The sequence below is a fragment of the Candidatus Methylopumilus rimovensis genome (assembly GCF_006364615.1).
In the GTDB taxonomy this organism is placed as follows: Bacteria; Pseudomonadota; Gammaproteobacteria; order Burkholderiales; family Methylophilaceae; genus Methylopumilus; species Methylopumilus rimovensis.
On record NZ_CP040986.1, the window covers coordinates 466,331 to 486,597 of the forward strand.

Genomic DNA, 20,267 nt, shown 5'->3' on the forward strand with positions numbered 1-20,267 from the left:
TAATCAGCATCATTTTACTCTGTCATAAGTCTTCACGCATACGTTAAACTGATGAAGTTATGGAAGATTTAAAAGACATCAAACCCCAACAATCCATTGAGCTGCTTAAAGCGCTTCATATTCTGACGCGCGATGGGCGAATGAATCAGGATTCAAGGCGGAAATTAAAACAGGTTTATCATCTCTACCAATTGATCGAGCCTTATTTAGAAAAAGCACTAGCGATGAATCCTCACTTTACTTTAGTGGATCATGGCGCCGGGAAGTCTTATTTAGGCTTTATTTTGTATGATCTTTTTTTAAAAGAAAAAGGTGGCGAGCTTTATGCCATCGAGCATCGATCTGAGTTGATTGAGAAAGCGCTTGCATTAGCAAAAACTTTAAAATTTGATCGTATGCATTTTTTTGCATCCGATATAAAAAATTCATTAGAAGATTCGAGCCTTCCCAATAAGGTAGACATAGTCACAGCACTTCATGCATGTGACACGGCCACCGATGACGCTATTTATTTTGGACTTAAAAAAGAAGCACAATATATGGTGCTCATTCCCTGTTGCCAAGCAGAAGTATCAAAAACGTTGCGATCAGAAAAATCAGATCAATTAAAATATACATTATCCGAATTATGGCGACATCCCATTCATACGAGAGAGTTTGGAAGTCATCTCACTAATGTATTAAGATGCTTATTGTTGGAAGGTATGGGTTATAAAGTGACGGTCACTGAGCTAGTCGGTTGGGAACATTCCATGAAAAATGAGCTCATCTTGGCTGAAAATATCCATCAACCTAAAAAAATTGCATTGGATCGGTTAGAAGAAATTTTAGCAACATGTCATCTAGAATCTTTGAAGTCTAGATTTTTACCCATCATTTAATAAAGGAGAGCTGTATGCGTTTTATAGTAAGTTTTATTTTTTTGATTATCTCATCATTAGGATTTGCTGCAGGCAAAAACCCGGCATTTTCAGGACCCGATTTTACAGGTGTTTATCAATGTACTGGCAGTGATACGCACGAAGGTTCATACAAAGGCAAAGTGACCATAAAATTAAAAAAAGAACATAGCCAGGCTCAGTATGGCAGCTATGATTTTCTACTTGAGGTACCTGGTTTTGGTAAGTATCCAGGCCATATGGCAGCGAATGGGTTAAATGCTGCGATATATTTTGCATTAGAAAATCAATCGACGCATGATTTTGGTACAGGCATTGCGCAGTTTACAAAAAATGCAAAAGGCCAATGGCAGTTTCATAAGTTTTATTATGAACCACAATTCAAAGGTGGCAATTCAGGATTTGAAGATTGCGTGAAGCAGTAATTTTTAAATTGTGAATGTAACATCAAATAAGCAAGATAAAAATTTAGCGATAGAAGCATCAAGACAGGCTCGATTCGAGAGCCTGTCATCCATAGAGTTTCCAGAAGTACTTCCCGTTTCACAAAGAATCAAAGAGATTCATGAGGCGATTCTAAAACATCAGGTTGTGATTCTCTGTGGTGAAACAGGTTCAGGTAAAACCACACAACTCCCTAAGATATGCTTGAAGCTGGGCCGTGGTATTAAAGGCCTCATTGGGCATACACAACCAAGACGTATCGCTGCAAGATCGGTGGCCTCTCGTATTGCATTAGAACTTAAAGTACCCTTAGGTGATGCGGTAGGTTTTAAGATTCGATTTGCAGATAAAGTGTCTCCACAAACACTCATTAAAGTCATGACCGATGGTGTTCTCTTGGCAGAGACACAAACCGATCCTGATCTAAAACAATACGACACCATTATTATTGATGAGGCGCATGAGCGGAGTCTTAATATTGATTTTCTTTTAGGCTATTTAAAGCAACTCACCTTTAGACGGCGAGATTTAAAAATTATTATTACCAGTGCCACGATTGATGTGGAGAGTTTTTCAAAACACTTTAATGACGCACCTATTATTGAAGTATCAGGGCGCACATATCCTGTTGAAATTCGTTATCGACCTTTGGAAGTCAAAGATGAAGATGATCAAGAAGAAAAAATTGAAGAGGCCATTCTTGATGTCGTGAAAGATTTTTCAAAAGTAGGTGGCGATACACTAATTTTTTTACCCGGTGAGAGAGAAATTAGAGATGTGTCTGATTTCTTGAAAGCTAAATTACCACCGCATTATGAAGTACTCCCTCTTTTTGCAAGACTCTCTCATGATGAACAACAAAAAATATTTAGAGGTTCGAACGGCCGACGTATTATTTTGTCAACGAATGTCGCTGAGACATCCCTCACGGTGCCTGGTATTAAATATGTGATCGATCCTGGTATTGCGAGAGTGAATCGCTATAGCACCAGAAACAAAGTGGAACAATTGCAGATTGAGAAGATTTCTCAAGCGTCAGCCAAGCAGCGAAGTGGTCGATGCGGACGTGTATCGGATGGTATTTGCGTGAGACTTTATTCCGAAGAGGATTTTAATGCGAGACCTTTATTCTTAGACCCTGAAATTTATCGATCATCATTAGCCTCTGTCATTTTAAAAATGGCATCACTTCATTTAGGCGATGTATCACAGTTCCCTTTTATACAACCGCCTAGTCGCCGATTTATTCAGGATGGTTATTTGTTATTGCAAGAATTAGGTGCTGTGAATGACCACTATGAATTAACGACGATCGGTCGAGATTTAGCGAAGCTCCCGATGGATCCCAGATTAGGTCGCATGCTTCTTCAGGCTAAAAAAGAAAATGCATTGTCTGAACTTCTTATTATTGTGAGTGCTTTAAGTATTCAAGATCCAAGGGAGCGACCTTTGGATAAAAAAGCTGAAAGCGAAGCGGCGCAAGTTAGATTCTTTGATGAAAAATCTGATTTTATTTCTTACTTAAAACTCTGGACATTTTTTGATGAAGCAATTCAGAAGAAGACTTCACAAAATCAATTAAGAAAATTGTGCCATGCCCATTTCTTATCTTACTTAAGGATGCGTGAGTGGCGAGATCTCTATGAACAAATTCGTGATCTCCTATCAGAGATGCATTTTAAAATAAATGAGATGCCAGCCAATTATATGCAGATTCATCGCTCTATATTATCTGGCCTTTTAGGTAATATCGGCACAAAAGCACTCGAAGACGATTCTTATTTGGGTGCTAGAAATATTCATTTTCACTTATCGCCTGGGTCTAATATTAAAAGAAGAAAATCCAAATGGGTCATGGCAGCAGATCTTGTCGATACCACAAAACTATATGCGAGAACAGCAGCCGAAATTGATGTGACATGGATTGAATCCTTAAGTCACCATTTAGTAGAACATCATCATACCGATCCTTATTGGGACACTAAATTAGCGCGTGTGAATGCCCACGAAAGAATTTCGCTTTATGGGCTCACGATTGTGCCTAAAAGGAATGTGCACTTTGGCCCCATCAATCCTGAAATTGCGCGCGAGATATTCATTAGACAAGGTTTAGTCCAAGGCGGCTATGTCTCAAAAGGATTATTTTGGAAACATAACCAAGATTTAATCAGTGAGGTTGAGCTTCTAGAACATAAAGCAAGACGTCTTGATGTATTAGTCAATGAAGAAGATCTCTTTCAGTTTTATGATACAAAAATTCCGCAAGGGATTATCAATGGTGATGGTTTTGAGGATTGGCGTCGCGAGATTGAGGTCAAAGAGCCTAAGGCTTTATTCCTCACAAAAGCACTCCTTATGAAAAGGGATGCGAATGAGATTACAGAAGTTCAATACCCTGAAACTTTAGATTTGGATGGCGTCATGATCCCACTCAAATATCGTTTTGAGCCAGGCCATATGGACGACGGCGTGACAGCTATGATTTCTGAAATTGATTTTCATCAATTAGACTTAAATAGATTGCAGTGGTTAGTACCTGGCATGATTCGTGAAAAATTGAATTGTATTTTTAAGTCACTACCTAAAAATATTCGTACACAACTTTTGCCACTTGCGGATAGCGTGACAGAATTCCTAACGCAATACAAAACGTATCATCATTTATTTCAATCGATCAGTGATTTTATTCTAAAAAAAACGAAAGAGCCGTACATGATCGATCAAGATGACATTGAAAGTCTACCTCGTCATTGTTTTATGAACATTGAAGTCATAAATCAAAAAAATGAGATCATCATTCAAGGGCGTGATTTAAATCTTCTAAAAAATTCAGTGAAGCCTCAGGTGCATGTTAAAAAGAATGAGAAAACGAATACTATCGAGCGATTCAATTTAAAAAGGTGGGATTTTGATGCGTTACCGAACACGATCGATTTAAATGCGCATCAAAAGGATTACAAAGGTTTTGTAGGGTTATCGGATGATGATGAGTCGGTATCGATTCGTGTCTTTGTATCAGAAGAAGAGATGAAGCAATCACATCGTCAAGGGGTGTTGAGATTATTAAGTTATGAATTAAAGCCACAACTCAAGCAACTTGAAAAAGAATTAAATCAGCTGAAAGAAGCACAGCTTTATCTAAGAGATATGATTGAGCCTGATGAGTTAAGAAGTGATGTGATTGAAATGGTTTTAGATTCGGCCTTAAGCCATGAGGAGGTTATGCCTCGACATGCGAGCGATTTTTTATCGCTTGTAAAAAACATGAAACATGTTTTGCCGCAAACCATGAAGGCTATGTTAGATACCATTCATTTAAGTGCGTCATATTATCATCAGTTAAAAGAGCTACTAAATAAACTTACCCCGATACAAAAAAGATCAGAATCCATTTTTATTAATCGTATGCATTTTTTAATACATAATGAATTTATTTTAACGACTCCCTCCCATGTGTTTTCTCATTTACCACGCTATTTAAAAGCGCTGATGATTCGTATTGAAAAATATGCTTCAAGAGTGGACAAAGATGCATTATTACAAAAAGACATTGACCGCATTCATCAATTGCTCGATGCGAGATTAAAGCCTTATACCTCTAAAAAAATGACGCCACCTAAAGCCTTGAAAGATTTTCAATGGCAAATTGAAGAGCTTCACGTGTCATTATTTGCGCAGGATTTAAAAACGGCATACCCTGTGTCCCTTAAACGATTAGAAAAAGCATTGGACGATATTCCTTATTACGCATGAGAGATTTATTTAAAAAAATATTCTTTGAAGAAGTGACGGATGATGACATCAGTATTGATGTCAGTGAATCTGAAGGTATTCGCTCACTTCACTTTGCATCTCACGCGATTCAAAGTTCGATGCGCTTAAAAAAACCTTTTCATTTAGAGCTCACTTATACAAGGGCCATGATGATGTTTTTACTTTTCCATCCTCGTCCAAAGAAGATTTTATTAATTGGTTTAGGTGGGGCATCGATCCCTAAATTTATTCATCGTTTTTTACCTGACATGAAATCGACTGTGGTGGAGATTCATAGAAAAGTGATCAGTGTCGCGCATCAAATGTTTCATCTGCCACCTAATGATAAGTCACTCAAAGTGATTCATGGCGACGGGATTCCTTATATGAAAGAGCATCCGCAGTCGACAGATATATTGATGATTGACGCTTTTGATCCTGAAGGTATCCCTAGAAACTTTAGAAGCCTTTCATTTTTTGATGTATGTAAATCAACCTTGCGAGCCCACGGTATCTTCGTGATGAATATATGGGCGAGTGATCCCCATTATGATCTTTACATTGACCGCATGCGTCGTGTCTTTGATGATCTTATCTTAGTCATTCCCACAGGCAAACCGGGTAACCAAATCGTATTAGGATTTCATGATTTACCGCGTGAACTCGATGTGAAGACTTTAAGAGTAAAAGCGAAATCACTTGAGAAAACATACGGACTTGAATTTTTGGCATTCTTTAATCAGCTTATGCTTCATAATCATCAGCCATCGCATACGCTTCAATTTGATCGTTAATTTTTTAAAAGGTATAAAGATTTGAATTATCAATTTTTCGCAACGTGCCCCAGAGGTTTGGAAGCTTTATTGGTCGATGAACTCTCACACAATCAAGCCGATAAAATCATAGCAACCGATGGTGGCGTTTCTTTTGAAGGTAGCTTAGAGACTATGTATCGTGTTAATTTGCATTCGCGAATAGCCACACGCGTTTTATCTCGTGTAGGTCAAGGTATATATACGTCTGAAGAAGATATTTATAAAGCCACGTTTAAACTTCATTGGCCTTCATGGTTTAAAGTGAACCAAACCATTCGCGTCAAAGTGACTGGGGTCAAGTGCCCTTTAAAAAGTTTAGACTTTGTCACTCTTCGTATTAAAGATGCGGTATGTGATCGTTTTCGGGAAGAGGGCGCCCTAAGACCATCCGTCAGTGTCAGAGATCCTGATATTCGTATTCATGCTTATCTCACACAAAATCAATATCAACTTTATTTAGATACTTCAGGAGCTCCCCTTTATCAAAGAGGTTTTCGCGATGTGAGTGTGATCGCCCCGTTACGAGAAAATTTAGCAGCAGGGATTATTATGCTATCCGGTTGGAAACCAGGCACACCCTTTTTAGATCCGATGTGTGGCAGCGGTACTTTTTTAATTGAAGCTGCCATGATCGCAGTGAACCAGCCGCCTGGATTGAAACGTCACTTTGGTTTTCAACATCTCAAATCATTCGATGAAACACTTTGGAAAAAAATTGAAACAGAAGCTATTGCTAAAATGAAGCCGATTGAATTTTTAGAAATCTACGGATCCGATATGGATTTAAGAGCGGTCAGGGTTGCACGTCATAATTTAAAAGTAGCAGGTTTAGAAGAAGTGGCGAAAGTGATGCAAAGTGATTTTATTAAACTAGAACCCCCTCGATCTGAAGGGGTGCTTGTGACAAATCCACCATACGGTCAACGTATAGGCGAAGATGAAGATTTAAAAGAAGTCTATCCTGTTTGGGCGAAGCACATGAAAGAATCCTTCGGCGGCTGGGATACTTATTTTTTAACCGCTGATCTTGAGATGCCGAAAGACATGCGATTGAAACCCTCAAAAAAAACCCCGTTATTTAACGGGGCATTAGAGTGTCGCTTATTTGAAATTAAAATGGTGGCAGGTAGCAACCGAAAACCAAAAAACTAAAGTGCATTTAAGGCAGCTTCGTAATTAGGTTCTTCGGTGATTTCTGATACGAGTTCGCTATGAAGTACCACATTATTTTCATCGAGCACGATGACAGCGCGCGATGTTAAACCCGCTAAGCTTGTGTCTTCAATGGACACACCAAAATCAGTCGCAAATTTTTTCGTATTACGGAATGTAGAAAGCGTTTGTACGTTCTCAATTTTTTCAGCACCGCAAAAACGATTTTGCGCAAAAGGAAGATCCGCTGAGATACATAACACGACCGTGTTATTGAGTTTAGCTGCCGCTTCATTAAATTTTCTGACAGAAGTCGCACATGTCGGTGTATCCACACTTGGGAAAATATTCAGCACTTTACGTTTGCCTGCAAAATGAGCTAAGCCCACATCGGCACGTGTTTTATCTGCAAGATTAAACTCAGGTGCTTTTTGTCCTTTGCTTAAAAATTGACCACCTATGTTGACCGGACCCCCTTTGAGTGTGACTGCCATGATGTACATTCCTTAAAAATTGAGTAATAGTTGACAATATACATCAGTTATTTTTTTATGGGTAGATCAAGCATTTTTTTTGTGGTTGAGCTTCAATTTTTAAGTCATTCATCCTTTAAAATAGAGTCATGTCAGAAGCTCATCCCGTCTCATTTATTCATTTAAGGTGTCATAGCGAATACTCCATCACCGATGGCATTGTGCGCATTGATGATTATGTGGAAAAAGCATTTGAAGAAAACATGCCGGCGTTAGCGCTCACGGATTTAAATAATGTTTTTGGTTTGGTGAAATTTTATAAGAAGGCCCGCGAAAAAGGGATTAAGCCTATTTTGGGCGCAGACCTTTGGATTGAAAATGAAATCAATCGTGATCAGCCTTATCGCATATTAGTACTCTGTCAAAATGATAAAGGCTATCTTGCACTCTCTGAAATGCTCACACGCGCTTATTTAGAAAATCAATATCGCGGTCGAGCCGAAATTAAAAAATCTTGGTTACTTGAAAAGAACGAGGGTCTCATCATTCTCTCAGGCGGTCTCATGGGTGATGTGGGTCAAGCGATCCTTCAAGAACATATGGATATGGCCATACATGCCATGAAGGATTGGGCAACCCACTTTAAAAATCGTTTCTATATCGAAATTCAGCGCATCGCCGAAGGGGATGATAAAAAAAATGAAGCACGTTTTATCAATCAATCTTTAAATCTAGCCCAAAGTTTAGAAATTCCTGTAGTCGCGACCCAACCGATTCAATTTATGGATTCCGATGATTACCGTGCGCATGAAGCGAGAACGTGTATCGCTGAAGGTTACATCATGGCGGACCACCGTCGACCTAAATTATTTTCACATGAACAGTATTTTAAAAATGAAAATGAAATGGCAGCTTTGTTTGCTGATATTCCAGAAGCGCTTCAAAATTCGGTCGAGATTGCAAAACGTTGTAACTTTGAATTTACTTTAGGTAAAAATTATTTACCTGATTTCCCCACCCCTAATCAAGAAAAGCTCGAAGACTTTTTAATTTCAGAATCTAAAAAAGGATCAGAGGTTCGTTTAAAAGAACTTTTTCCAGATGAATCAAAACGAAATGAAGTAAGAGAAGCGTATGAGGCACGTATACTTTTTGAAACGTCTATCATCAATCAAATGGGTTTTGCAGGGTATTTCTTAATTGTGGCTGACTTTATTAACTGGGCTAAAAATAATCATGTGCCTGTGGGCCCTGGTCGAGGATCCGGTGCGGGATCGTTAGTTGCTTTTAGTTTAGGGATTACCGATCTTGATCCCATTCAATATCAACTTCTTTTTGAGCGGTTTTTAAATCCTGATCGTGTCTCGATGCCTGACTTTGATATCGACTTCTGCCAAGAGGGCCGAGATCGCGTGATTGATTACGTCAAACAAAAATATGGTGCCGGTTCAGTCTCACAAATTGTGACCTTCGGTACGATGGCAGCCCGCGCGGTGATTCGTGATGTGGGTCGTGTACTTGATCTTCCATTTAATTTTGTCGATGGCATCGCAAAATTGATCCCGATGGAATTAGGCATCACGCTTCAAGATGCCTTAGAAAAAGAACCGCAACTTCAGGATCGCTATAACAAAGAAGAGGAAGTCAAAGAGCTCTTTGATCTTGCATTAAGACTCGAAGGTATTGTTCGAAATGTAGGTATGCATGCAGGGGGTGTGTTAATCGCCCCAGGAAAAATTTCAAACTTCACACCCATTTATTGCCAGGCGAATGGGGATAGTTTAGTCAGTCAATTTGACAAGGATGATATTGAGGCTTTAGGTTTAGTGAAGTTCGACTTTTTAGGATTACGTACACTCACTATTCTAGCCATGGCATTAAAGAACGCGAATGTATTACGTGCGAATGAACAATTACCACCGCTCGATTTAAATCACTTACCACTCGATGATAAAACGGTCTTCCAACTTTTAAAAAATGCGAATACCACCGCTGTCTTCCAACTTGAATCTCGCGGTATGAAAGACATGTTAAAGCAAGCGAAGCCGGATTGCTTTGAAGATATTGTGGCGCTCGTGGCGCTTTATCGTCCAGGCCCTATGGATTTGATTCCAGATTTCTGCAAACGTAAACATGGACAACAACGGATTGTGTATCCCCATCCATCGACTGAATCTATTTTAAAAGAAACTTACGGTATCGCTGTTTATCAAGAGCAGGTGATGCAGATTGCGCAAACGGTTGCAGGTTATTCATTGGGTGCTGCAGATTTATTACGACGTGCGATGGGTAAAAAGAAACAAGAGGAAATGGATGCGCAGCGCGAAGGTTTTGTGGCAGGCTCGTTAAAAAATGGACTGAACGAAAGACAAGCGCGTGAACTTTTTGATTTATTAGAAAAATTTGCAGGTTATGGATTTAATAAATCACACGCAGCAGCTTACGCGATGGTGGCGTACCAAACTGCGTATTTAAAAACACATTACCCTGCAGCTTTCTTAGCCGCTTCGATGTCGGCTGATATGAATAACACGGATAACATTCAAATCTTTTTTGAGGATTGCAAACCGAATGGTGTGGCATTATTAGCGCCCGATATTAATCAAAGTGGTTTTGAATTTATTCCGATTAATACCCAGGAAGTTTTATATGGATTAGGCGCCATTAAGGGCACAGGGTTAGCTGCGATCGAACTTATTCTAGCGTCTCGTGAAAAATTAGGCCCTTTCAAAAATCTTTTTGATTTTTGTGCGAGGCTTGATTTAAGAAAAGTGAATCGTCGCGTGGTGGAATCTCTCATCCGTGGTGGCGCATTTGACGTGTTAGAGCCTAATCGGGCATCGTTACTCGCGAGTGTGAATTTAGCGATCACAGCCGCCGAGCAAGGAAAAGCCAATGTGGGACAAAATAGTTTATTCAGTGACGAGCAAACACAAAGTATTGACATGGTCAAAGTAGAACCATGGACGCCCCAACAAAAATTACAAGAAGAAAAAGCAGCCCTTGGATTCTATTTTAGTGGCCATCCATTTACCTTCTTAGAAAAGCGCGTCAGACCTTTTATCAAAACCCAGATCAAAGAATTAAAGCCGCAAGAACAACCTTATTTAATAGCAGGCGTCATTGTAGCGATTCGTATCCGTATGACAGCTCGCGGCAAGATGGCGATTGTCACCTTAGATGATGCGATTTCTCGAGTGGATGTTGTGGTGGGTAATGAACTTCTCACCCAATCACAAAGATTGGTTCAAGAAGATCAACTTTTAATCGTGGAAGGACGGGTGAGCCACGATGATTTCACTGGTGGTATTCGTGTCACTGCCCGAAAACTTTTTGATTTAGCGACTGCGAGAAACCAATTCGCGCATCACTTAAAGATTTCATGTAACGGACAATCGGACGCGCTTAAATTAAGAGACATCTTAAAGCCTTATTGTGGGGCATCTCAAAATAACCTCAAACGCTGCCGCGTTAAAATTGACTACCATAACGAAAAGGGTCATGTGGAACTCATCTTAGGTCAAGATTGGCAGGTGGATTTACATGATGAATTGATAGACGGTTTAACCCAATGGTTGAGCGAAGAAAACGTAAAAATCCTTTATAATTAATGCCCAGATTTTAAAAGTTTTGATCCATGAAAATTAGTTATTTAGATTTTGAAAAGCCGATCTCAGAACTCGAGGCTCAAACCGAGAAGCTTAAAGAGACGCACAACAAGAATAAGAATCTTGATATTTCAAAAGAGTTAACGCAGCTAGCATCTAAGACTGAAAAGTTACTTCATGAGATCTATGATAACTTAAACGCTTGGCAAATTTCCCAAGTATCACGTCACCCACAAAGACCCTATACCCTTGATTATATTGAGAAACTTTTCACAGACTTTGAAGAGTTGCATGGTGATCGCGCTTTTGCCGATGACCCAGCGATTGTGGGGGGCTTAGCCTCATTTGAGGGGATCCCTGTGATGGTGATTGGTCATCAAAAAGGGCGCGACGTTAAAGAAAGACAATTCCGTAATTTTGGTATGCCAAAGCCTGAGGGCTATCGTAAAGCCTTACGTCTTTATCGATTAGCTGAAAAATTCAATGTACCCGTCGTCACTTTCATTGATACCCCAGGTGCATATCCAGGGATTAATGCCGAAGAGCGCGGCCAATCAGAAGCGATTGCACGTAACTTATATGTCATGGCAGAACTTAAAGTGCCTATCATCGGTATTGTGATTGGTGAAGGTGGTTCAGGAGGGGCACTCGCATTAGGTGTCGTGGATCAACTGATCATGCTTCAATTTGCAACGTACTCCGTCATTTCGCCTGAAGGTTGCGCTTCTATTTTATGGAAGAGTGCGGATAAGGCATCCACTGCGGCAGAAACATTAGGGATTACAGCCACCCGCTTAAAAGAGTTAGGCTTGGTGGATACCATTCTCAATGAGCCTTTAGGCGGTGCACATCGTAATCCCAATCAACTCATGGAAATTGTCAGAAAATCCTTAAAAGAACACTTAACTAAACTTCAAAAGAAATCACTCAAACAACTCCTTGATGTAAGACACGAACGTCTACTTAGCTATGGCAAGTTTAAAGAAACCGCTAAGTAAAAACGTTAAAGCCCCCAGTTCAAAAAAGACTAAACAGCCATCCCTACTTTATTTAGTTGAGAAGGCTTTTTTAGCATTCAATCAATCACCTAAGAAGATAAAATCGATGACGGTCGCTTTAAGTGGCGGTGTTGATTCAGTCGTCCTTTTACATCTTGTACATCAACTGCAAAAGAAATATCGTTTTACCTTAAAAGCCTCGCATGTCCATCATGGGTTAAGTGAAGACGCAGATCAATGGGTCAAATTTTGTGAAGCATTATGTAGAAAATGGTCTATCGACCTAGAGGTTCACTATATCCAATTACCGAAAAAAAAGTCACTCGGTATTGAGGGTGAGGCAAGGCGACTTCGCTATGAAAAACTCCTTCAAGCGAAAACAGATTGTGTCGTTTTAGCGCATCACGAAGACGACCAAGCGGAGACTTTTTTACTGCAATTAATCCGTGGGGCAGGGGTGAAAGGTTTGTCATCCATGGCACATTTTGATGAAGACAGACACCTCTGGCGACCACTTCTTAATGCCTCAAAAAGTGACATTGAAAGTTATGCCAAACAACACAAATTAAAGTGGGTTGAGGATGAAAGTAATCAAAATATTGATTTTGATCGAAACTTCATTCGATTAAAAGTTTTACCTATATTAAAGAATAGGTTTCATCATATTATTAAAGTGATTTCTAGGTCTTCATCGCATTTAGCAGAAGCACAACATCTACTCGATGATTTAGCTAAAATAGATTTAAAAAGTCATTTAAAATCAATAAAATATAAACATAAACTTCAAGTAAAAACTTTAATTCAATTGTCTCCTTATCGCGCTAAAAATGTCTTACGTTATTGGCTAGCATTAAATGATCAATTGATGCCCACAAAAGACCTTTTAGATGAACTTTTAAGACAGGTTTTAACGGCCAAAAAAGATGCGGATTTAAAAATTCAACTCTCAAAAGATAATCAAATTCGTCGCTATCAAGATGAGATTTTTATCGTTCCAAAAAATCAAAAAAATCAAAAAAATTATGAAATGATTTGGCGGGGTGAATCAAAAATGATTTTGCCCAATGGTCACCAATTAACATTTAAAAAAGTGAAAGGTCGAGGTATCAATATAAAATTTTTAAACGAACAAACTTTAAAAATTAGAAATCGACAAGGTGGAGAATTTTTTAAACCGGATGCTAAAAGACCCACTAAAAAAATTAAACAGCTTTTACAGGAATCAAATTTACCGCCTTGGGAGAGAGAAAATTTACCTTTGATTTTTGTGGGCGATGATTTGGCTTTTATTCCTCATTATGGCATGGACGTAAAATATCAAGTCAAACCCCAAGAAATGGGTTTAGAAATCAAATTCATACCAAGTAAATGATGTGTTGTTTTTAGGCTACAAAATGATTCTGCTATGGGCGCTTTTTTAACCTACTAACTTATTGATTTATTTAATTTTTTTTAACTGAAATAGGGGAGGTCTTTCTTCGGGAAGTTTTCCTATGCATTTTAAGCGCTTCAGATATTGAATTTCTTTCAAAACCTCACTAAAGTCACATCATCTTCAATACGTACGGAAATAAATTTCATGAAACTAAAATTATCTGGAATCGTGGCTTTAGCCCTCGCTAGCTCAGCACCCCTTAATGCTGCTGACAAACTCACGACAAACACCATCAATGTGTATAGCGCAACACCGCTTCATTCGATTGGCTTGCCACTTAATATGATTCCGGCCAACATTCAAATGGCGACACCTAAGGCGATCAATGAACAGGTTGGGGTGAGCTTAGCGGATTACATGAATAATAATATGCAAAGTGTGACGACGACTGAAATGGGCGGTAATCCATGGCAGCCTGAAATCACCTTCCGTGGATTTTCTGCATCACCACTCCTTGGTATGCCACAAGGTATCTCCACTTATATCGATGGCGTGCGTGTGAATGAACCTTTTGGTGACGTGACACTTTGGGACAAGATTCCTAACTTTGCCATTGGTGGCATGCAATTAGTCCCTGGTTCAAATCCACTCTATGGTTTAAATACCCTTGGTGGTGCGATCGCCATGCAAACGAAAAGTGGTCGCGATGCAAAAGGTGCGTCCGTAGAATTTGAAGCAGGCTCTTGGGATCGTCAACGTTATTTAGCGCAATATGGTGGTGTCTCTAAAGATGGATCCGTGGATTATTTCATTGGTCATCAAACCACGAGAGAAGATGGTTGGCGTCAATTTTCTCCAAGCCACTTAAATCAAACCTTTGCTAAAACAGGCTGGCAAAGCGAAAAAACTAAACTTGATTTAAGCTATATCGGTACAAACAATAAGTTAGTCGGTAACGGATTTACACCTGAATTCCTTTTATCAGGTGACCGTGATCAAATCCATACAAGCCCAGATTGGACGAATAACTACTATCATCACTTAGCACTGAATGGCTCCCATTGGGTCAATAATGACGTGATGCTTTCCGGTCACACGTATTACAGAAAATCGAACCGTCATACCAGAAATGGCGATCTTTACGAAGGTGGTATTGCCGATCAAAATCTCTTTTTGGGTACAAACTATGCGAGCAATGCTAACAAGGCTGACGATGTTGAGATGTTGGGCTCTGTGATGAATCGCACCAAAACTAAACAGGATAATTTAGGTTTTACGCTTCAAGCCGCTTTCAATCAAGACCTCTTGGGTAAAAAGAATCAGTTTATTGCGGGCGTAGGCTATGACTATTCAAAAATACGCTTTAATCAAAATCGTCTAGTGAATTTGTATGATGAGTCAGAAATTCTTCAGACACGAGGCGGTACAAATGAAATAGTAGAGCTTGATAACGCTGTAACTCAATATCGTGCATCCTCAGATACAGAAATTTTTGATTCTAATAGAGCTTTCAGTACAGCAGGTAATGGTGTATACGGCCCCTATGAAAGTACTTATCTTAAGAGCAAACAACAAACTTACAGTATCTTTGCAACAGATACCTTGTCAATCAATCAACAGTGGCATGTCAACGCTGGTATGCGATATAACTACACAAGAATTAACAACCGCGATCAGCTTAACCCAGTTCCGACTGCTGACAATGGCTCACTGACTGCAGATGCAACTTATGCAAGGCTTAATCCAACAGTTGGTTTGACCTTCACGCCGAGTGATAAAAGTGCGATCTTTGGTTCGTATTCTGAATCAAGTAGAGCGCCTACTTCGATTGAGTTAGGCTGTTCTAATCCAGCGCGTCCATGTTTACTCCCAGCGGCAATGGCGGATGACCCACCATTAAAGCAAGTGGTTGCTAAAACCTATGACTTCGGTGCAAGAGGCTATTTGAATGATTCAATTAAGTGGAATGCGTCCGTTTACCATACGGTAAATCATGACGACATTCAGTTCGTTAGGGCAGATCTGAGAAATCACGGCTATTTTGCTAACGTTGGAAGAACACAACGTCAGGGTTTTGATATAGGATTGGCAGGACAGCAAGACAAATTGAGATGGAATACGAGTTACAGCTTTATCAAAGCTACATATGATGGCGATTTAGATCTTTTAGCCCCTCAAAACTCAAGTAGCGATGATGATGGCGTTATTTCAGTGAAAAAAGGTGATTACTTACCGAGTATTCCAAAGCATCAATTAAAACTTAGAGCTCAATATCAAGTCACACCTGATTGGTCTGTAGGCACTAATGTAATTGGGTTTACTCAGCAATATATTTGGGGTAACGAGAATAATCGACATCAAGCTAATAATGCTGGAGAGACTGGTGTACGAAACGCATGTGGCCAACCGTCAACTGAAGGTGGGCCAGAAGATGGAGGCTTTGCATGCGGATCAGGCAAAATCAGTGGTTATGTCGTTGTGAATCTAGACTCACAATATAACATTGGTAAGGGCTGGAGTGCTTTCGCAAAAGCGATTAACATCTTCGATCAGAAGTACAATGTAGCAGGTCGTTTAGCTGAGACGATGTTTAACCCAGCAGGCGAGTATGGCGCTGAAACGAACGTGCGAGGTTTATTACCAGGCGCTCCGCGTGCCGCATGGATTGGTTTCCGCTACGAATTTGGTGGCGCACCAGAAGCTAACTAATAGCAATGAGGAATAAAAAAGGGAGCGATAAGCTCCCTTTTTTATTTGTCAGCCTATTTATTTTTGTGTAAGTTTGATGAATGAATAGAAGGTGCCAATGATGGGCAATCCAAAATTCATGAGTATGAATTGTTTCTTAGATTGACGATATCTTGAAGCCAGATCATGGAGTTTTGTTAAGAGTAGTATCCAAGATACAACTAACATAAATAGCACTAAAAGAAATAAGTAGAGGTAACCATCTGTCATCACGTGAATGATATAAAAAACAAACGCCGCGGCAATCGCACTATTCCAAAGCAAGAATAGGTTCGCTGCCTGATCGATTTCGTCTTCCATCTTTATCACAACTTCTTTTTGTGTGGAAGTTTTTTTAAGCTTCATTTCTAAGCTTGATCCGCAGTGATCACAGAACTTAGCCAAATCTCTTTTAATGTGATGCCCGCATTCATAACAAATCATGGTTGATTTCATTTCAAAATTCTAAAGAAGCTATCCTAAATTGCCTTTCCTAAAAGAATCCATGAATTCATCCTTAAATAATTTGGGAAGTTTTCCTGATATGCTTTTATAAAATGTACGACACAATAGACACTGAAATGAGAAGGAATCACCTTTGAGCTTAAAGCTTCGCCTTATTTTAATTATCAACGCGGTATTGCTTCTGATATTGGTACTCGGATCAATTTTAGCGATTGATACAGCCAAAAAAAATGTGCGGGCAGAGGTGGCATCTTCTGAAAAACTCACCCTTTATTTATTTGAAATTGGTGTGTTAAATAACCCTAAGTATTACTCGATTGAGAGTGAGTATAAGCCGCTTAATTTGCAGAGCTTGGTACATATGCGACACCTCAAGATTGAGTTTTATAATTTAGAGGGTAAATTGGTGGAGAGTAATATCTCAGAATCACGCATACAGACGATGGATCAAGCACCATCTTGGTTTGTGAATTTTATGGGACTTATTTCAGATCCCTGGGAGCCGAAGCGCCTACCTGTTGAAATATTAGGCCAAGCAAAGGGTGCGATTATTATTACGCCTGACCCCAGTTATGAGTTTGGGGAGATCTGGAATCAATTAACAGGTATTTTTTATTTGGCGGGCGCCTTTTTTATCTTGACGAATATTTTGGTGGCATGGATTGTATTCAGAGCTTTAAGTCCTGTTGAATTTATTTTGAAAGCTTTAACTGAACTTGAATTGGGAAACCTAAAAGTCAAAATGCCCTATTTAAAAACGTCTGAATTATCCGCGATTAGTTCTAAATTTAATCATATGGTGAAAACGTTAAGGCTTAGCATTGAACAAAATCACCGGCTCACACAAAAGCTCATCCGTGTCCAAGAAGAAGAGAAAAAAAGTTTAGCGCGAGATCTTCATGATGAATTCGGACAATCTTTAACGGCGATTCATGCAGATGCGGCTGTGTTAAAAACACTCGCGCATAAAGAATACCCAAAGATTAAGCCATCAGCGCATGCGATATCAGACTTATCAAAACATCTGATGAATCTTGTGGGTGGCATGCTTAATCGTTTAAAGCTGGGTGTATTAAATGAATTAGGTTTGGAAGAAGGTTTGATCGATTTAATAGATACCTGGAAATTAAGACATCCTAAAATAAATCTTCAATATCAAGTCAATTTAAAAGGCTTACCTAAAACGAATGAAATCATTTCCATTACTACTTATCGGATTATTCAAGAGTGTTTAACGAATATTTCAAGGCATGCCAAAGCTAAACATGTAGCGATTGAAATTGAATTGATTAAAAAAAATGGTGCTTCCAAAATGATAGACATTCATGTGAAAGATGATGGTATCGGACTCTCTAAATCCCATCGTGACGGCTTTGGCTTATCTGGCATGCGTGAGCGTATTCATGAAGTGAGCGGCAACATTAAAATTGTGAGCGAAGTGAATCAAGGTGTTTCGCTTCATATTCAACTCCCATTAAAAAGAATCCAAAAATAAATGAGTAAAAAAGTCACCATTGTTTTAGTGGATGATCACGCAGTGGTTCGAGCAGGGGTGAGACGTCTTCTCGAGCAAGAAGCCTTATTTGATGTGATAGGGGAAGCTGAAAGTGGGGAGAAGGCTTACCACATGTTCGGCGAATTAAAGCCGGATGTAATGGTGATGGATTTATCAATGCCGGGTATGGGTGGTTTAGAAGCGATAAGAAGGATTTTGATGCGTCATGAGCGCGCTCGGATTTTGGTACTCACCATGCATGAGGATTTATCATTTGCTAATCAGGCATTGAAATTAGGGGCAAAGGGTTATCTTATTAAAAATACTTTAGGTGACGACTTGGTGAAATCCATTCAAACAGTATCAAGAGGAGAAGTGTTTTTAAGTGACGAGATTGCCAAAAAGATGGCCATGCAATCGATATCAGGTGAACAAGATCCTATTCATGAACTCTCAGCGCGTGAATTTGAAATTTTTAGATTATTAGCCGAAGGGCTTGAGATTGATGCGATCGCAACCACACTTAATATTAGCTCTAAGACAGTATCTAATTACCAGACCATGATTAAACAAAAACTCAATATTAATACACCGGTTGAACTCATCCGTTATGCGATTAAGGCAGGTGTCATTAAAAATTAGGTTTTTTCGGGAAGAATTCTCAAACAATTTTGGGAGTTAAGATCAGGCACCATTTTATAGAAGAAGTTAAACTGCTCTTGTCTTAATACTTTGCCATAAAAGTTTATAACGAGACTGCACTCGACTCCACGAGTAAAGGGTTTTTTAAAGGGATTCATTTTTGAATCCCTTTTTTTATGGTTTAAGACAAATTAAGCACCTTTCCTCATGATATGATTTTACCTATGAAAATTGGAACCCCTTTATCGCCAAATGCCACACGTGTCATGCTTCTTGGCAGCGGTGAACTCGGTAAAGAAGTGATTATTGCTTTGCAACGTTTAGGTGTGGAAGTCATTGCAGTCGATCGATATGAGAACGCGCCAGGCCATCAAGTCGCTCATAGATCCCACGTCATTGATATGACGAATAGTGAAGCACTACTTAATCTTGTTCAATCAGAAAAACCACATTACATCGTCCCTGAAATTGAAGCAATCAATACCGAAGTATTAGCGCAGATTGAAAAGCGTGGGGATTCAATTGTGATTCCTACCGTTAAAGCGGTTCAGCTCACCATGAATCGTGAAGGCATTCGTGATCTAGCGGCTAACCAATTAAAACTTCCGACCTCTCCTTTTGCATTTGCTAAAAGTTTAGAGGAGTTACAACAAGCCATTGACAGTGGTATTGGTTATCCATGCTTTGTGAAGCCTACCATGTCATCCTCGGGTAAAGGACAATCTCGCATTATAGATGCATCAAAAGTGAAAGATGCATGGGATTATGCAGCTTCCGCTGGACGCGTGAATAAAGGTGTGGTCATTGTCGAAGGCCAAATTGATTTTGATTATGAAATTACCTTACTCACAGTGAGAGCCAAAAACGAAAAGGGTGACATTGAAACATATTTCTGTGAGCCTATCGGGCATAAGCAAGTGGAGGGTGATTATGTCGAGAGTTGGCAACCACAACCGATGCATGAAGTGGCATTAAAAAAAGCGCATGACATCGCTAAAAAAATTACCGATGCGTTAGGTGGATTAGGTTTATTTGGTGTGGAGCTTTTTGTGAAACATGATGAAGTATGGTTTTCAGAAGTAAGCCCACGTCCACATGATACCGGCATGGTCACCATGGCAAGCCAACGTCAAAATGAATTTGAACTTCATGCACGAGCGATTTTAGGTTTACCTGTGAATACAACCTTAACTAGACCTTCTGCAAGTGCGGTCATTTATGGCCATCATGATGCAGATGCGATTTCTTTTGAAAATATCGACAAAGCCCTAAGTGTGCCAGAATCTGATGTAAGACTTTTTGGAAAACCGACTTCATTTAAACGTCGTCGCATGGGTGTCGCATTAGCTTCAGCTGACAATGTGAGTGAAGCCAGAAACAGAGCCCAAAAAGTTTCATCCCTCGTTAAAACTTCTGTTTAA

The 20,267-nt window shown here is 39.5% G+C and carries 14 protein-coding genes; 12 read left to right on the forward strand and 2 right to left on the reverse strand.

Annotated features, from left to right (window positions below; genetic code table 11):
- Positions 1-59 precede the first annotated feature (59 nt).
- From FIT61_RS02435 to FIT61_RS02455, 5 genes are read left to right on the forward strand one after another with little or no spacing between them, the layout of a single operon-like run.
- Positions 60-881 (forward strand): class I SAM-dependent methyltransferase, encoded by an 822-nt coding sequence (locus tag FIT61_RS02435; protein WP_139873255.1) that lies wholly within the window; start codon positions 60-62, stop codon positions 879-881.
- Positions 882-895: 14 nt separating this feature from the next.
- Entirely contained in the window at positions 896-1,324 is a 429-nt protein-coding gene (locus FIT61_RS02440) for a hypothetical protein (protein WP_244925211.1), read from the forward strand.
- Positions 1,325-1,334: 10 nt separating this feature from the next.
- Entirely contained in the window at positions 1,335-5,096 is a 3,762-nt protein-coding gene (hrpA, locus tag FIT61_RS02445) for an ATP-dependent RNA helicase HrpA (RefSeq protein WP_222845047.1), read from the forward strand.
- Positions 5,093-5,890: a polyamine aminopropyltransferase gene (locus tag FIT61_RS02450; RefSeq protein ID WP_139882993.1), complete on the forward strand. Its 798-nt coding sequence runs from the start codon at positions 5,093-5,095 to the stop codon at positions 5,888-5,890. The genes hrpA and FIT61_RS02450 overlap by 4 nt, the downstream gene beginning before the upstream one ends.
- Positions 5,891-5,911: 21 nt before the next feature.
- Positions 5,912-7,063 carry a THUMP domain-containing class I SAM-dependent RNA methyltransferase gene (locus FIT61_RS02455; RefSeq protein ID WP_139882994.1) on the forward strand — a complete coding sequence of 384 codons (1,152 nt, stop codon included), beginning with the start codon at positions 5,912-5,914 and terminating at the stop codon, positions 7,061-7,063.
- On the opposite strand, the gene tpx is transcribed toward FIT61_RS02455, so the two are convergent.
- On the reverse strand, positions 7,060-7,560 hold the full coding sequence (tpx, locus tag FIT61_RS02460) for a thiol peroxidase (protein ID WP_139883924.1): 501 nt from the start codon (positions 7,558-7,560) through the stop codon (positions 7,060-7,062). The two genes, FIT61_RS02455 and tpx, sit on opposite strands and share 4 nt — an antisense overlap.
- A gap of 125 nt (positions 7,561-7,685) precedes the next feature.
- Between tpx and dnaE the strand changes: the two genes are divergently transcribed.
- The 4 genes from dnaE to FIT61_RS02480 all read left to right on the forward strand — a co-directional run bounded on the left by dnaE (position 7,686) and on the right by FIT61_RS02480 (position 16,226).
- Complete coding sequence (dnaE, locus tag FIT61_RS02465; protein WP_139882996.1) at positions 7,686-11,147, forward strand: DNA polymerase III subunit alpha; 3,462 nt, start codon at positions 7,686-7,688, stop codon at positions 11,145-11,147.
- Between the two features lie 26 nt (positions 11,148-11,173).
- On the forward strand, positions 11,174-12,142 hold the full coding sequence (locus FIT61_RS02470) for an acetyl-CoA carboxylase carboxyltransferase subunit alpha (protein ID WP_139882997.1): 969 nt from the start codon (positions 11,174-11,176) through the stop codon (positions 12,140-12,142).
- Positions 12,143-12,248: 106 nt separating this feature from the next.
- Positions 12,249-13,514, forward strand: a complete 1,266-nt coding sequence (tilS, locus tag FIT61_RS02475; RefSeq protein WP_187351823.1) for a tRNA lysidine(34) synthetase TilS — start codon at positions 12,249-12,251, stop codon at positions 13,512-13,514.
- 207 nt (positions 13,515-13,721) lie between these two features.
- Positions 13,722-16,226, forward strand: coding sequence for a TonB-dependent receptor (locus FIT61_RS02480; protein ID WP_139883001.1), 2,505 nt, complete (start codon positions 13,722-13,724; stop codon positions 16,224-16,226).
- 57 nt (positions 16,227-16,283) lie between these two features.
- Here FIT61_RS02480 and FIT61_RS02485 read toward each other — a convergent pair whose 3' ends face one another.
- Positions 16,284-16,700, reverse strand: coding sequence for a zinc ribbon domain-containing protein (locus tag FIT61_RS02485; RefSeq protein ID WP_139883002.1), 417 nt, complete (start codon positions 16,698-16,700; stop codon positions 16,284-16,286).
- A 142-nt stretch (positions 16,701-16,842) separates the two neighbouring features.
- On the opposite strand from FIT61_RS02485, the gene FIT61_RS02490 reads away from it, so the two are divergent.
- The 3 genes from FIT61_RS02490 (at position 16,843) to purT (ending at position 20,267) form a co-directional block, all read left to right on the forward strand.
- Positions 16,843-18,204: an ATP-binding protein gene (locus FIT61_RS02490; RefSeq protein WP_139883004.1), complete on the forward strand. Its 1,362-nt coding sequence runs from the start codon at positions 16,843-16,845 to the stop codon at positions 18,202-18,204.
- A complete protein-coding gene (locus FIT61_RS02495) occupies positions 18,205-18,846 on the forward strand; it encodes a response regulator (protein ID WP_139883006.1) in 642 nt (213 codons plus the stop codon).
- 224 nt (positions 18,847-19,070) lie between these two features.
- Positions 19,071-20,267: a formate-dependent phosphoribosylglycinamide formyltransferase gene (purT, locus tag FIT61_RS02500; RefSeq protein WP_139883008.1), complete on the forward strand. Its 1,197-nt coding sequence runs from the start codon at positions 19,071-19,073 to the stop codon at positions 20,265-20,267.